Genomic DNA, 13335 nt, shown 5'->3' on the forward strand with positions numbered 1-13335 from the left:
TTTAAGTTGATAGTTTTTGGCACCTAAATGAACAATAGCAGAGTCAATGTCAGTATTTTGCCAAAGACCCGAAAATGATGAAAGTCGCCAGTATACCCGATTTATAAAAGAAAACCTTAGTGAAAAGAGTGGATTTTATCTTACTTTAGCGCTTCCTCTTAAAGTATTGATAATTTATCTTAAACGGGGGAACTTACATTGTTAATGATTATCATATTAGCTAATGTATTTATTATTGGCGGTTCTATTTTGAGGTGGAGAGATAACGTGGTTAAGCAAAAGTGGCCTTTAATGTTAGCAATAAGTTCATTGTGTTTTTCGGCATGGGGACAAGCCGATTCATTAAGTGAACAACGTGCTCGCTATCAAGAAATTAAAGCAGCGTGGGATTTAAAAAATAACGATGAAGTCGAAAAATTACTGCCTACGTTGCAAGATTATCCTCTTTATCCTTATTTAGAATATCGTCAAATTACTGATAATCTAGATATTATCGCACCCGCTGTTGTAACGGAATTTGTTGCTAAATATCCTACACTTCCACCGGCTAAAGCTTTACCTTCATTATTTGTTAATGAACTTGCTAAACGCCAAGAGTGGCAAAATTTACTGACTTTTAGCCCGAATCCTCCTAATCCTAAAGCTGCAAGGTGTAATTATTATTATGCTAAATGGGCTACAGGTGATGTGCAAACTGCTTGGTTAGGTGCTAAAGAGGCTTGGTTAAATGGAACATCGATGCCATCAAGTTGCGATGTTTTATTTGATGAATGGCAAAAAGCAGGGCAGTTAACACCAGAATTAGTATTAGAACGTATAAATCTTGCAATTAAAGCTGGAAATACGGGATTAGCAGCGTATCTGGCAAGACGTCTTCCTGCTGATTATCAAACGATTAGTGATGCATTGGTAGAATTACAAGATCAACCTAGTTTAGTTTCGCGTTATGCAACGGCACTTTCGCCAACTGATTTTACGCGTTCTATTGTGCAATCTGCATTTTCCCGCTGGGCAAGAAAAGATCCTGATGCGGCAAGAGCACAGCTTGATTCTATTGCACATGCACAAAAAATGACGGCGAGTGAACGGCAATTAATGAAAGATGCCATTGCATGGCAATATATGCCTTATGCAACGCCTGAACAGGTTAAATGGCGTGATAGTACGATTCAAGATACTGCTTCTGATACGTTACGTGAACGTCGTGTGCGTTTAGCACTTAGCCAAAATCAACCTGCTGAGTTAGCGTTATGGTTGGAAAGGCTTTCACCTGAGAGTAAAAATAAAGAAGAATGGCGTTATTGGAGAGCGATGGTTTTACAATCTCAAGGTAAAACCAGTGAAGCGAAAACTATTTTGCAGCAGCTTACACAAAGCCGTGGTTTTTACCCAATGGTAGCGGCGCAAAAACTAGGCCTGCCTTATATTATGGTGATTGATAAAGCTCCGAGTGTTAGTACCGAGATCCCTACTCGTGCAGAGGTGCAACGAGTGCGTGAATTAATGTACTGGCAGATGGATAATTTAGCACGTTCTGAATGGGCTAATTATGTAGCATCGCAACCTGCGCAAATGCAGTCTCAGTTGGCACGTTATGCTTTTGAACAAAAATGGGCAGATTTAGCCGTACAGGCAACGATTACAGGTAAAATGTGGGATCATCTTGAAGAACGCTTCCCATTAGCTTGGAAAACCGAATTTGATCAATATACCAAAGATAAAGCAATAGATCGCAACTATGCAATGGCGATAGCCCGCCAAGAGAGCGCCTGGAATCCACAAGCACGCTCTTCAGCAGGTGCAACAGGACTAATGCAAGTAATGCCAAAAACAGCGGAATACACCGTTAAACAAGCCGGTATTACAGGATATGTGAGTAGTGCACAATTAACTCACCCTGTGAAAAATATCGAAATTGGTACGGCTTATCTTGATTCTGTTTATCAACGTTTTAATCAAAATCGTATTTTAGCAAGTGCTGCTTATAATGCGGGACCTGCGCGTGTTGATCGTTGGTTATCAGATGCTAATGGACAATTGGATGCCATTGCATTTGTGGAAAGTATTCCTTTTGCTGAAACGCGTGGGTATGTGAAAAATGTACTCTCTTTCGCTGTTTTCTACAGTTATTTCGCGGGTGAACAACAACCCGTATTAACAGATACAGAATTAAATAGCCGTTATTAATACACAATTAAGGGATTTATCGAAGGGAGCCTCTTTGCCAAGCTATAAACTATGTTATAGTTTGTACTAGTTAAAGAGTGTGGATAAAAGAGGTTCCTACGATGCAAGATCCTGCGTTATCACCAGAAGATAATGAGCACTGGTTACGATTTGTTGAATTACTGCAACACGCATTTGAACAGGGTGTGCAATATCCTGTTTTACAACTTTTAATGACGCCAGATGAGCGTAGCGCATTAGCAACACGAGTGCGCATAGTACAAGAGTTAATGCGAGGAGAATTGAGCCAACGAGAGTTAAAAGAAGAGCTTGGTGTAGGAATAGCAACTATCACACGAGGCTCTAATAGCTTAAAAACAGCACCTCATGAAGTAAAGCTGTGGCTTGAAAAAGAGCTGATGACTAATAAATAATAAAAATGCCATTTAATCAATATTAAATGGCATTTTGTTTTTGAGTCTTTTTAACAGAGTATGATTCGATTAATTGTTAATCTTCTCTTTGATTTAGCTCTTTATAGATATCGTGAGTTACAGGTACTAATGCAAGCACAAGTGCTTGTTGATAAACAGAGGTGCGACTGAGTAGGCCATCAGTGAAGTAACCAATAGCACCACCGCGTTGCTTAATATTGTCAATTTTAGTTAAGAAAGCCATTTCATCACCGAGCTCTCTACCTTCACGAATACCTTTTAAAATCTGTTCAGGTAGCATTAAACTTGCTGAACGCGATTCTCCACGAATTTGACCATGTTCTACGACGATCCAAGCAAAGGTCATATCGTCTTCAATACCAGCTTCGACACCGACCCAAAAATCAGCTTCTGGGCGAACTTGGCGAGCTGCCATCACGCGCTGGCGTGCGCCAGTTCTCGTTTCTGTATTTCCAATAGGTTGCTGTGGAACGCGGCTATCGACATTAATATCTTCAATATCAAAGGTATCTTTACCAAATACCTGCTCAAAGGCAAGTCTAATCGCATTGATTTTTGCTGGATTCGTAGTGGCTGCAATGACATGATACATAATGAATTAATCATCCTTTGAAAAATTTGAGCAGTATAACGGAAAAAATGTATGTTACAGGTCTATCTTGTTCGCCACGGTGAAACTGAATGGAACGTGGCAAGACGTATTCAAGGGCAATCTGATAGCCCACTAACCGCAAATGGTGTGCGTCAAGCACAACAAGTTGCTGAAAAAGTGAAGTCAGCTGGTATTACCCACATTATTTCTAGTGATCTTGGCCGCACTCGACAAACGGCAGAAATCATTGCACAAGCCTGTGGCTGTGAAGTGATGACTGACTCACGTTTGCGTGAACTCAATATGGGCGTTCTTGAACAGCGAGAGATCGCAACATTAAATACACAAGAAGAGGCTTGGCGCAAGAGTTTGATTGATGGTACACCTGATGGACGAATTCCCCAAGGAGAATCAATGACAGAATTAGGTAGTCGAATGCAGGCTGCTTTAACGCGTTGTCTTGATTTACCCGAAAATAGTCGACCATTATTGGTTAGCCACGGTATTGCTCTAGGTTGCTTATTAAGTACGGTGTTAGGGCTACCAGCCTACGCTGAGCGCCGTTTAAGATTGCGTAATTGCTCAATATCACGTGTTGATTACCAAAACAGCCCTTGGCTTGCTAATGGCTGGGTAATTGAAACCGCCGGTGATGTCAGTCATCTTACTGATACTGCGTTAGATGAAGTTCAACGCTAAAAATTAAAGCTCTCTTTAATAACCAAAAGAGAGCTTTTTCTTTTTATGCCGCTACATTTTCACGTTTGATAGGAATGTAATACTCAAAACGCTCAATATGATCTTGCGATTCCGTTACCATCTCATTGCTGCAACGAACATTTTTAAGATAATACTTTTCAACGTCATAGCCTTTACGGCGAGTAAGCCCCAGATTAGGTAAGCAAACACCATAAATCAGGAATAGAAACTCCTGTATGGCATCGCGTTTGGCTTCACCTGCAAAGTCAAAACGAATGTAGTCGCCACCGGCTATAGCGGCATCATCATTAATAAAAGTAGCATATTCAGGTTCAACGGCCGTGGTGTAAAGCACACGTTGTTCATCTTCATGCTCATCACTGTGTTGTGTATGGTGTAAACCATAAACCTGATGAGGAACAGCATTAACTTTAGTCATGTAATAACGCCAGAATATCTGACGCATATCTGAGCAAGCATTAGCCCATTCTTCAAGGGTATGAGTACAGGTTTGTTCAATACCAATGAGTTTTTTCTCTGGTAACTGAACAAATTCCCATTTTGGTAAATTTTGCTGCTCTAATTTTATTGGGGGACAAATACCGGCAGCACACCATTCGTCTGTACGACGATAAAGTGCAGGTGTTCGTTCAAATTGCTTTTTAAAGGCACGAGTAAAGGTTTGTTGGGAATCAAATCGATACTGTAAGGCAATATCTAAAATAGGACGGCTAGTTAAGCGTAATGCAACAGCCGCTCGTGATAGGCGCCTTGAACGAATATAAGAACCAATCGCTTGTCCTGTAATTTCTTTAAACATGCGTTGTAGGTGCCACTTGGAGTAACCTGCTTTAGTAGCAACATTATCGAGTGATAACGGTTGGTCTAAATTATTGTCAATCCAAGCGAGCAAATCACGTATGATGTTGGTTTGATCCATACATCTCCCTTATTTATATTCGTTTGTTTATAGTTATAGATAGTAAGTAGGCTGAACAGCTATAACAAGTTATATTGATAGATAATTATAAAATATAGTCTTTTTCTTCAGCTTATGTACACAAATTCTTCTACCCGTTGATTAAATATTGATTTACTCTAGTCAACATAGCTCTTTTTCTTTTTAATGGAACAAGGTAAATATGTTTAATTTCAAAAAGATACTGGCAGTCTCAATATTATTGCCATTTTCATTAATGGTAAAAGCAGAAGAGATTGGCTATGTAGATACTGTATTTAAATTTTTTGGTGCTAATCATAAAATTGTCGTTGAAGCATTTGATGATCCTGAAGTGAAAAATGTAACTTGCTATTTAAGTCGAGCTAAAACGGGGGGAATATCAGGCAGCTTAGGTCTTGCTGAAGATACAGCTGATGCGGCAATTTCTTGCCAACAAGTTGGCCCGATAGAACTCAGTGCTAATGTATTAAAGGGAAAGAATCGCGGTGATGTTGTTTTTCAGAAAAGAACGTCTTTAGTGTTTAAAAAGCTTCAAGTGGTAAGATTTTACGATAAAGAGCGTCATGCGCTTATTTATCTGACTTATTCAGATAAAGTGATAGATGGCTCGCCTAAAAATGCGATTAGTGCAGTACCAATTATGCCTTGGAAAGATTGATTTTTATAAATTAGTTAATAAAACTAATGAAAAATCAGGTAAAAAAATCTTTTAGATAACTTATCCATTTATTTTTAAAAAAGTTGTTAAGATCAATTTTTACTTTTTAACTATTTGTTTTATTCTTTTTATAAAATAAAAAACCCGAATAAGAAATTCGGGTTTTTTTATTCACTAAGTTAGTTGAAAACGCTTAGATCATTCGTCTAAATCACCACAGAAACGGTAGCCTTCACCATGAATGGTGGCAATAATTTCAGGTGTATCAGGTGTCGATTCAAAATGCTTACGGATACGACGGATAGTAACATCCACAGTACGGTCATGAGGTTTTAGCTCGCGACCTGTCATTTTTTTCAGTAATTCTGCACGAGTCTGGATTTTTCCTGGATTCTCACAGAAGTGTAGCATGGCACGAAATTCACTACGTGGTAATTTATATTGCTCACCAGCAGGGCTTATCAGTGAGCGGCTATTGATATCCAGCTCCCAACCATTGAATTTGTAGCTTTCAACTAAACGGCGCTCTTCAGTGCCATTAACTAAGTTCATGGTACGTGATAACAGATTACGTGCACGAATAGTTAATTCACGAGGATTAAATGGCTTAGTAATGTAGTCGTCGGCACCAATTTCGAGGCCTAAGATTTTATCTACTTCATTATCACGACCCGTTAGGAACATTAATGCAACACTTGCCTGTTCGCGTAATTCACGAGCCAACAATAGGCCGTTTTTACCCGGAAGGTTGATGTCCATGATGACCAGATTAATATCATGATCAGATAAGACATTGTGCATTTCGTTGCCATCAGTGGCTTCGTGTACAATATACCCTTCAGCTTCGAATATGCTTTTCAGGGTATTACGAGTAACAACTTCATCTTCAACAATCAGAATGTGCGGGGTTTGCATATTTGCTACCTAAAATTACCAAAAATAGAAAAAGGAGATCTGCGTTTAACTTCTGTGTGTATAGTGTGGTTATTCATTTTTGTTATTAACACGCAAAAACTTAGACCCAGATTAGAATTCGATAAATAACCATCACGTTATTACAAACATTACATTTTTAACTCTAGATGAGCGCTAAAATCAGAATGGAAAACGCCCATAGTCTATTAACAGCAATATAACACCAGTTGCATTAAATACCATCTAAAAAGCTAACTTTTGTTGACACATATCAAAATCAAGATAACAGCTTAACCTTGATTTCAATAGTTAACTATATAATTTGATTTATGTAATGTAAAAGAAAAATATATGTTAAATATAGTGAGGTTTTATTTTTTTACCAGTTTTACTATTAAAAATGAAGTAGAATAAAATACCTTATTCTTTACAAAAGTACAAACAGCCAATTAACACTTAATAAGTAGCTTTATTTTCTGTTTGTATCCCTTGTAGATAGTAATATCTATACTTCTATTGGGGTAATCATCGAATATATTTTATTTATGTAGTGGTAAATTTAAGTTTTAAAATAAGAAAAAATTTGACATTCCTCTCGCTTTGCTTTAACCAGTATAGGGTCAAACAAAATTTGAGACAGACAGGATAGTTATGCGTATTAACAGCCAAGCTACAGTGACTATGAAAACAATTATTACCACCACCACCGGAATTTTATATTGCGGGGCGGGCTGGCGCATATAAAAAACGAAAAACGAAAGAGCCCGCATTGAAGAATGCGGGTTTTTTTTTGGCGAAAAATCAGGAGAGTTGTATGCGAGTGTTAAAATTTGGGGGAACTTCAGTTGCCAATGCCGAGCGGGTGCTGAATGTTGCTGATATTGCTGAGAAAAAAAGAGAGCAGGGACAAGTCGCTCTTGTATTATCAGCACCAGCCAAGATAACAAACTACTTGGTGGCAATGATTGATAAAACGGCAGAAGGAGAAGATCCTCTCACTCAAGTACGAGAAGCAGAGCAAATCTTTGCCAATTTACTGCAAGGTTTAAAAGAACAACAACCTGGTTTTGATTATGAAGGTCTGAAAATCAAGGTTGAACGCGAATTTGCTGAAATTAAACATATTCTCCATGGCGTTTCTTTATTAGGTCAATGCCCTGATAGCATTAATGCTGCGATGATTTGCCGTGGTGAAAAACTCTCTATTGCGATTATGGCGTCAGTATTACAAGCAAGAGGCTATAACGTTACTGTTATTGACCCTGTGCAAAATTTACTCGCTCAAGGTCACTATTTAGAATCAACGGTTGATATTCCTGAGTCAACTCGCCGTATCTCTGAGCTCAATATTTCTAAAGAAAACATTATATTAATGGCGGGTTTTACTGCAGGTAATGAGAAAAATGAGCTGGTTGTATTAGGACGTAATGGCTCTGATTATTCAGCAGCAGTATTAGCAGCGTGTTTACGTGCAGAATGTTGTGAAATTTGGACTGATGTCGATGGTGTTTACACTTGTGATCCTCGCTTAGTACCTGATGCTCGCTTATTAAAAGGTATGTCATACCAAGAAGCTATGGAGCTCTCTTACTTTGGAGCTAAAGTACTTCACCCTCGTACTATTGCGCCGATAGCTCAATTCCAAATTCCTTGTTTGATTAAAAATACAGGTAATCCAGAGGCTCCAGGTACTTTAATTGGTGATGGTCAAAAAGATGACAGCACTCCTGTAAAAGGAATTACCAACCTAAATAACATGGCAATGGTAAACGTATCTGGCCCTGGTATGAAAGGTATGGTGGGAATGGCGGCTCGCGTATTCTCTGTTATGTCGAGAGCTGGGATCTCTGTTGTTTTAATCACGCAATCTTCTTCGGAATACAGCATTAGCTTCTGTGTGCCACAAAAAGAGTTACTACGTGCACAAAAAGCATTATCAGATGAATTTTATCTTGAATTAAAAGATGGTGTGTTAGATCCGTTAGATATCATGAACAACGTTGCTATTATTTCGGTTGTTGGTGATGGTATGCGCACACTCAAAGGTATTTCAGCGCGTTTCTTCTCCGCCTTGACTCGTGGCAACATTAATATCGTCGCAATTGCACAGGGCTCTTCTGAGCGTTCAATTTCAGCGGTTATTGCTAATGATTCAGCAACTAATGCTGTCCGCTTATGTCACCAAATGCTATTTAATACAAATCAAATCGTTGAAGTCTTTATTGTTGGTGCGGGTGGTGTTGGTAATGCATTGATAGAACAAATTCATCGTCAACAATCATGGTTGAAAAACAAACATATTGATTTACGTGTTTGTGGTATAGCCAATTCACGCGCTATGCTAACAAATATGCAAGGTATCGATTTAAATAATTGGCAACAAGCACTGAAAGAAGCTAAAGAGCCATTTAGCTTTAGCCAACTTATTCGTTTAGAAAAAGAGTACCACTTCTTAAATCCTGTGATCGTTGATTGCACATCAAACGAAGAAATTGCGTTGCAATACGCAAATTTCTTACAAAATGGTTTTAACGTGGTTACACCAAATAAAAAAGCGAATACATTGTCGATGGACTACTATCGCCAAATTAGACAAGCCGCTGAGTCTTCACGCCGTAAATTTTTATATGATACCAACGTTGGCGCGGGTTTACCTGTTATAGAAAACTTACAAAACTTACTTAATGCAGGCGATGATTTAGTGCAGTTTAATGGTATTCTTTCAGGCTCATTATCTTACATCTTTGGCCAGTTAGATGAAGGTAAAAGCTTGTCAGAAGCAACACTTTCAGCGAAAGAAAAAGGTTTTACTGAACCTGATCCTCGTGATGATTTATCAGGAATGGATGTTGCGCGTAAACTACTTATTTTGGCTCGTGAAGCAGGTTATCAATTAGAACTCAGTGACATCGATGTAGAGCCTGTTCTACCCGCGTCTTTTGACAGCACTGGTGATGTAAATAGCTTCTTAAGTCGCTTACCAAAGGCGGATGTCGAATTTGATGCCAAAGTTGAATTAGCACAAAAAGAAGGCAAAGTATTACGTTATGTGGGTGTCATTAACGAAGGTAAATGCCAAGTTAAAATAGCCGCGGTTGATGCAAATGATCCACTATTTAAAGTGAAAAATGGTGAAAATGCCTTGGCTTTTTACACTCGCTACTACCAGCCAATTCCGTTAGTACTGCGTGGATATGGTGCTGGTAATGATGTTACGGCTGCTGGGGTATTTGCAGATGTGTTACGTACATTGTCATGGAAACTGGGAGTTTAAGCGTGGTTAAAGTTTATGCACCGGCATCAATAGGTAACGTGAGTGTCGGATTTGATGTATTAGGAGCAGCGGTTTCTCCAATTGATGGGCAACTACTTGGCGATTGCGTCACAGTTGAAGCCGCCCCTCAATTTATTCTTGAATGCAAAGGACATTTTGTCAGCAAATTACCACCAGAACCTGAACAAAATATTGTGTATCAATGTTGGCAGCTATTTTGTGAAAAGCTAGGAAATGAACTTCCTGTTGCCATGACATTAGAAAAAAACATGCCAATAGGCTCAGGATTAGGATCAAGTGCTTGTTCTGTTGTTGCGGCATTAGTTGCGCTTAATGAGTTTGCAAAAAAACCGTTTACTGAAAGACAACTATTACTGATGATGGGAGAGCTTGAAGGCCGTATTTCAGGAAGTGTTCACTATGATAACGTTGCACCTTGTTATTTGGGGGGGTTGCAGCTGATCTTAGAACAAAACGGTATTATTTGTCAGTCTGTACCTGCTTTTGATGATTGGTATTGGGTAATGGCATACCCAGGTATTAAAGTTTCTACAGCACAAGCGAGAGCCATTTTACCGAAGCGATATGCAAAGGCTGATATTATTAATCATGGTCGTTATTTATCTGGCTTTATCCATGCTTGTCATACACAGCAGCCAGATTTAGCTGCAAATTTAATGAAAGATGTGATTGCTGAACCTTATCGTACTCAGCTACTTCCTGGTTTTGAAAAAGCGAGAGAAGCGTCTCAAATGAAAGGAGCACTAGCCTGTGGTATTTCAGGTTCAGGGCCAACAATTTTTACCATCTGTGATTCATTGCCAGTTGCTCAAGAAATGGCAGAATGGTTAAAACAACACTATATACAAAACGATGAAGGCTTTGTACACATTTGCCGTTTAGATACTCGTGGCGCAAGACAGATAGGGTAAATCATGAAATTATACAATTTAAAAGATAATCAAGAGCAAGTTAGTTTTGCACAAGCGGTGAAGCAAGGCTTAGGAAAGCAACAAGGCCTGTTTTTTCCACAAGATTTGCCATCATTTTCTAAAGCTGAAATTAATGAGCTACTCGCACTTGATTTTGCAACTCGCAGTAGCCGTATTTTATCGGCATTTATTGGTGACGAAATTCCTGCCGATGTATTAGCAAAACGTGTTAGTACTGCATTTGCTTTTCCTGCACCCGTAACACAAGTTGAAGACGATATTAGTTGCTTAGAGTTATTCCACGGCCCGACGCTTGCTTTTAAAGACTTTGGTGGACGTTTTATGGCTCAAATGCTAACAGAGGTTGCCGGTAATCAGCCCGTTACTATTTTAACTGCGACATCGGGTGATACAGGTGCCGCTGTTGCTCATGCTTTCTATAAACTTGAAAATGTTCAAGTGGTTATTCTTTATCCAGAAGGAAAAATCAGTCCATTACAAGAAAAGCTATTTTGTACATTAGGTGAAAACATTCACACTGTTGCAGTAAAAGATGACTTTGATGCTTGCCAAACACTAGTAAAACAAGCGTTTGATGATGAATTTTTAAAGAAAACTATGTGTTTGAATTCAGCGAACTCAATTAATATCAGCCGCTTGCTTGCTCAGATTTGCTATTACTTTGAAGCAGTAGCTCAAATTCCTGCAGAAAAACATGGTCAATTAGTGATTTCAGTGCCTAGCGGTAATTTTGGTGACCTAACTGCTGGTTTACTTGCTAAATCTTTAGGGTTACCTGTAAAACGCTTTATTGCTGCAACTAATATTAATGATACTGTTCCTCGCTATTTAGATAATGGTAAATGGGAACCTAATCGCACAGTTGCAACACTTTCAAATGCGATGGATGTTAGCCAACCTAATAACTGGCCTCGTATTGAAGAGCTATATCGCCGTAAAGGTTGGGATCTGGCTGATTTGGCCCATGGTGCTGTAAATGATGCTACAACTGAAGAAACGGTACGTGAATTAGCCCAAAAAGGTTATATATCAGAGCCTCATGCCGCTGTTGCATATCGTTTATTACGTGATGAATTACAAGATGGCGAATATGGTCTGTTCTTAGGAACCGCGCATCCAGCTAAATTTAAAGAAAGTGTAGAACGTATCTTAGGCGGTGAATTACCGTTGCCTAAAGAATTAGCAGAACGCGCAGACAAACCATTATTATCGCATTTTTTACCTGCTGATTTCGGTCAATTACGTGAGTTCTTATTAGAACGTGCACCTAAATAAAAATTAATATATTTATTTTGTATAAAAAAACTCAACATATAGTTGAGTTTTTTTATACAAAAAATATTAAATATCTGAAAAACAAATAATATATTTTAATATCCTATTTTTTAAAAAATGAAAAATTTATTTGTTTGATAAGTTGTTTTTATTTACATTTGAAAAGTTATTCAAGGTAAATATTATTATCTTATTTATTAGTTGTTTAATCCCTTAAGCTATATTTCATCTTTTTAGAAAAAACATAAAGCAATTAATTATTTTAATATTCATGATTATTATATAAAAGATTAATTTATATAATTTTATTTTCATTTGTAAAAAAACAAAAATAAAGCTTTAAAAAAAATAAAAATTAAATTATATGTTTATCTTAATCTTTTTTTATTAAAAATTATTGTTTTTATATATAAGGGAATGATTATGAATGGATTCAAAAAAGTAAATTTTAAAGAAAGTATAAATAGCGTCGCATTAAAGATAGAGCAACATATAAAAGAGAATTGTACTGAGTTATTTTGTACGTTTGAATCAATAAAGCAAATGATTACCGAAAACTATATTTCATTACTTATTGATAAGAATGAATATGTTGCTAATGAGCTTTTAATTAAAATAGAGAAAAACTTATCACTTTATAATCAAAATGAATTTACAAAAAATATAGATATTGTTAGAAAAAAAATAAATTCAAATATAGAGCGTTTATTTCTTAATAGCATGGTTAAGAAATATAAAGTCCATACAAATTAAAGGGGAACGTCTTACTTCATTGGCTTCGCATAATCAATCAGGTATATATTATATTAATATAGATGATCAATGTTTTTTTTTACAAATAGATAATGTTAATTGTGTTTTTAAATTTATTGATTTTAATGGTGAGGCTGAGTTTTTTTATAGCAAGGATGCATTGATCAATAGAATTGATTCTATAATTAAAACTGATTATGAAAATAATATAATTAGCTATCGATTTTATCATAATAATGAGCATCTTTCATTTTATAGTATTAATGACCTTTTTAATGCAAATAATAAAAATATTATTAATGGAATAATTAATGATATTAAAGAAAAAAAACAAATTTATATTAATGATAATATTTCTATTGAGCTCAATGAAAGTTATTCATACAAAAATATTTTCATTATTAGAGATAAGATAGAAAAATCAGAAAAAGTATTACATATTTATAATAATGATATTGAGGAATCTTTTACTATTGCTAAATCTAGATATAATCAGATAAAAGAAAATGGTGAATATCTTTTTTATAAATTAGGTACAGAGTGGCTTGTTAGCAACATCATAAATAATGATGAGCTATTTTCACAAGAAACTGATCTATTAAAACCGCTAGAAAAAATAATAGAGCAAATTAAA

12 protein-coding genes are annotated in these 13335 nt (G+C 36.9%); 9 read left to right on the forward strand and 3 right to left on the reverse strand.

Annotated elements, in window-relative coordinates; all coding sequences use genetic code 11:
* Positions 1 to 267: 267 nt before the first annotated feature.
* The gene (sltY, locus tag M997_RS04590) at positions 268 to 2187 is read left to right on the forward strand and encodes a murein transglycosylase (protein WP_064718932.1); all 1920 of its coding nucleotides are present in this window, start codon (positions 268 to 270) and stop codon (positions 2185 to 2187) included.
* A gap of 101 nt (positions 2188 to 2288) precedes the next feature.
* On the forward strand, positions 2289 to 2600 hold the full coding sequence (gene trpR / locus M997_RS04595) for a trp operon repressor (RefSeq protein ID WP_064718933.1): 312 nt from the start codon (positions 2289 to 2291) through the stop codon (positions 2598 to 2600).
* A 76-nt stretch (positions 2601 to 2676) separates the two neighbouring features.
* Here the strand turns inward: trpR and yjjX are convergent, their stop codons facing one another.
* Positions 2677 to 3213: an inosine/xanthosine triphosphatase gene (yjjX, locus tag M997_RS04600; protein WP_064718934.1), complete on the reverse strand. Its 537-nt coding sequence runs from the start codon at positions 3211 to 3213 to the stop codon at positions 2677 to 2679.
* A 51-nt stretch (positions 3214 to 3264) separates the two neighbouring features.
* Between yjjX and gpmB the strand changes: the two genes are divergently transcribed.
* The gene (gpmB, locus tag M997_RS04605) at positions 3265 to 3912 is read left to right on the forward strand and encodes a 2,3-diphosphoglycerate-dependent phosphoglycerate mutase GpmB (RefSeq protein WP_064718935.1); all 648 of its coding nucleotides are present in this window, start codon (positions 3265 to 3267) and stop codon (positions 3910 to 3912) included.
* 43 nt (positions 3913 to 3955) lie between these two features.
* Here gpmB and robA read toward each other — a convergent pair whose 3' ends face one another.
* A complete protein-coding gene (gene robA / locus M997_RS04610) occupies positions 3956 to 4852 on the reverse strand; it encodes an MDR efflux pump AcrAB transcriptional activator RobA (RefSeq protein WP_064718936.1) in 897 nt (298 codons plus the stop codon).
* 202 nt (positions 4853 to 5054) lie between these two features.
* Between robA and creA the strand changes: the two genes are divergently transcribed.
* Positions 5055 to 5531 (forward strand): protein CreA, encoded by a 477-nt coding sequence (gene creA / locus M997_RS04615; protein WP_064718937.1) that lies wholly within the window; start codon positions 5055 to 5057, stop codon positions 5529 to 5531.
* 198 nt (positions 5532 to 5729) lie between these two features.
* Here creA and arcA read toward each other — a convergent pair whose 3' ends face one another.
* Positions 5730 to 6446, reverse strand: coding sequence for a two-component system response regulator ArcA (arcA, locus tag M997_RS04620; RefSeq protein ID WP_006535263.1), 717 nt, complete (start codon positions 6444 to 6446; stop codon positions 5730 to 5732).
* Between the two features lie 814 nt (positions 6447 to 7260).
* Between arcA and thrA the strand changes: the two genes are divergently transcribed.
* The 5 genes from thrA to M997_RS04645 form a co-directional block, all read left to right on the forward strand.
* Positions 7261 to 9720, forward strand: a complete 2460-nt coding sequence (gene thrA, locus M997_RS04625; protein WP_064718938.1) for a bifunctional aspartate kinase/homoserine dehydrogenase I — start codon at positions 7261 to 7263, stop codon at positions 9718 to 9720.
* Entirely contained in the window at positions 9702 to 10652 is a 951-nt protein-coding gene (gene thrB, locus M997_RS04630) for a homoserine kinase (RefSeq protein WP_477742890.1), read from the forward strand. Before thrA ends, thrB begins: the two co-directional genes overlap by 19 nt.
* 3 nt (positions 10653 to 10655) lie before the next feature.
* Positions 10656 to 11948 carry a threonine synthase gene (gene thrC, locus M997_RS04635; protein ID WP_064718939.1) on the forward strand — a complete coding sequence of 431 codons (1293 nt, stop codon included), beginning with the start codon at positions 10656 to 10658 and terminating at the stop codon, positions 11946 to 11948.
* A 423-nt stretch (positions 11949 to 12371) separates the two neighbouring features.
* The gene (locus M997_RS04640; protein WP_064718940.1) at positions 12372 to 12701 is read left to right on the forward strand and encodes a hypothetical protein; all 330 of its coding nucleotides are present in this window, start codon (positions 12372 to 12374) and stop codon (positions 12699 to 12701) included.
* A 19-nt stretch (positions 12702 to 12720) separates the two neighbouring features.
* Positions 12721 to 13335: hypothetical protein (locus M997_RS04645; protein WP_156510806.1), on the forward strand; the 615-nt coding region annotated here is incomplete at its 3' end.

This window comes from Proteus hauseri ATCC 700826, assembly GCF_001654965.1.
Lineage (GTDB): Bacteria > Pseudomonadota > Gammaproteobacteria > Enterobacterales > Enterobacteriaceae > Proteus > Proteus hauseri.

Excerpts from the sequence above, each read along its gene's own strand:
- trpR (WP_064718933.1), top strand. The coding sequence starts at position 2,289 with ATGCAAGATCCTGCGTTATCACCAGAAGATAATGAGCACTGGTTACGA.
- yjjX (WP_064718934.1), bottom strand. The coding sequence starts at position 3,213 with ATGTATCATGTCATTGCAGCCACTACGAATCCAGCAAAAATCAATGCG.
- gpmB (WP_064718935.1), top strand. The coding sequence starts at position 3,265 with ATGTTACAGGTCTATCTTGTTCGCCACGGTGAAACTGAATGGAACGTG.
- robA (WP_064718936.1), bottom strand. The coding sequence starts at position 4,852 with ATGGATCAAACCAACATCATACGTGATTTGCTCGCTTGGATTGACAAT.
- creA (WP_064718937.1), top strand. The coding sequence starts at position 5,055 with ATGTTTAATTTCAAAAAGATACTGGCAGTCTCAATATTATTGCCATTT.
- arcA (WP_006535263.1), bottom strand. The coding sequence starts at position 6,446 with ATGCAAACCCCGCACATTCTGATTGTTGAAGATGAAGTTGTTACTCGT.
- thrA (WP_064718938.1), top strand. The coding sequence starts at position 7,261 with ATGCGAGTGTTAAAATTTGGGGGAACTTCAGTTGCCAATGCCGAGCGG.
- thrB (WP_477742890.1), top strand. The coding sequence starts at position 9,702 with ATGGAAACTGGGAGTTTAAGCGTGGTTAAAGTTTATGCACCGGCATCA.
- thrC (WP_064718939.1), top strand. The coding sequence starts at position 10,656 with ATGAAATTATACAATTTAAAAGATAATCAAGAGCAAGTTAGTTTTGCA.
- M997_RS04640 (WP_064718940.1), top strand. The coding sequence starts at position 12,372 with ATGAATGGATTCAAAAAAGTAAATTTTAAAGAAAGTATAAATAGCGTC.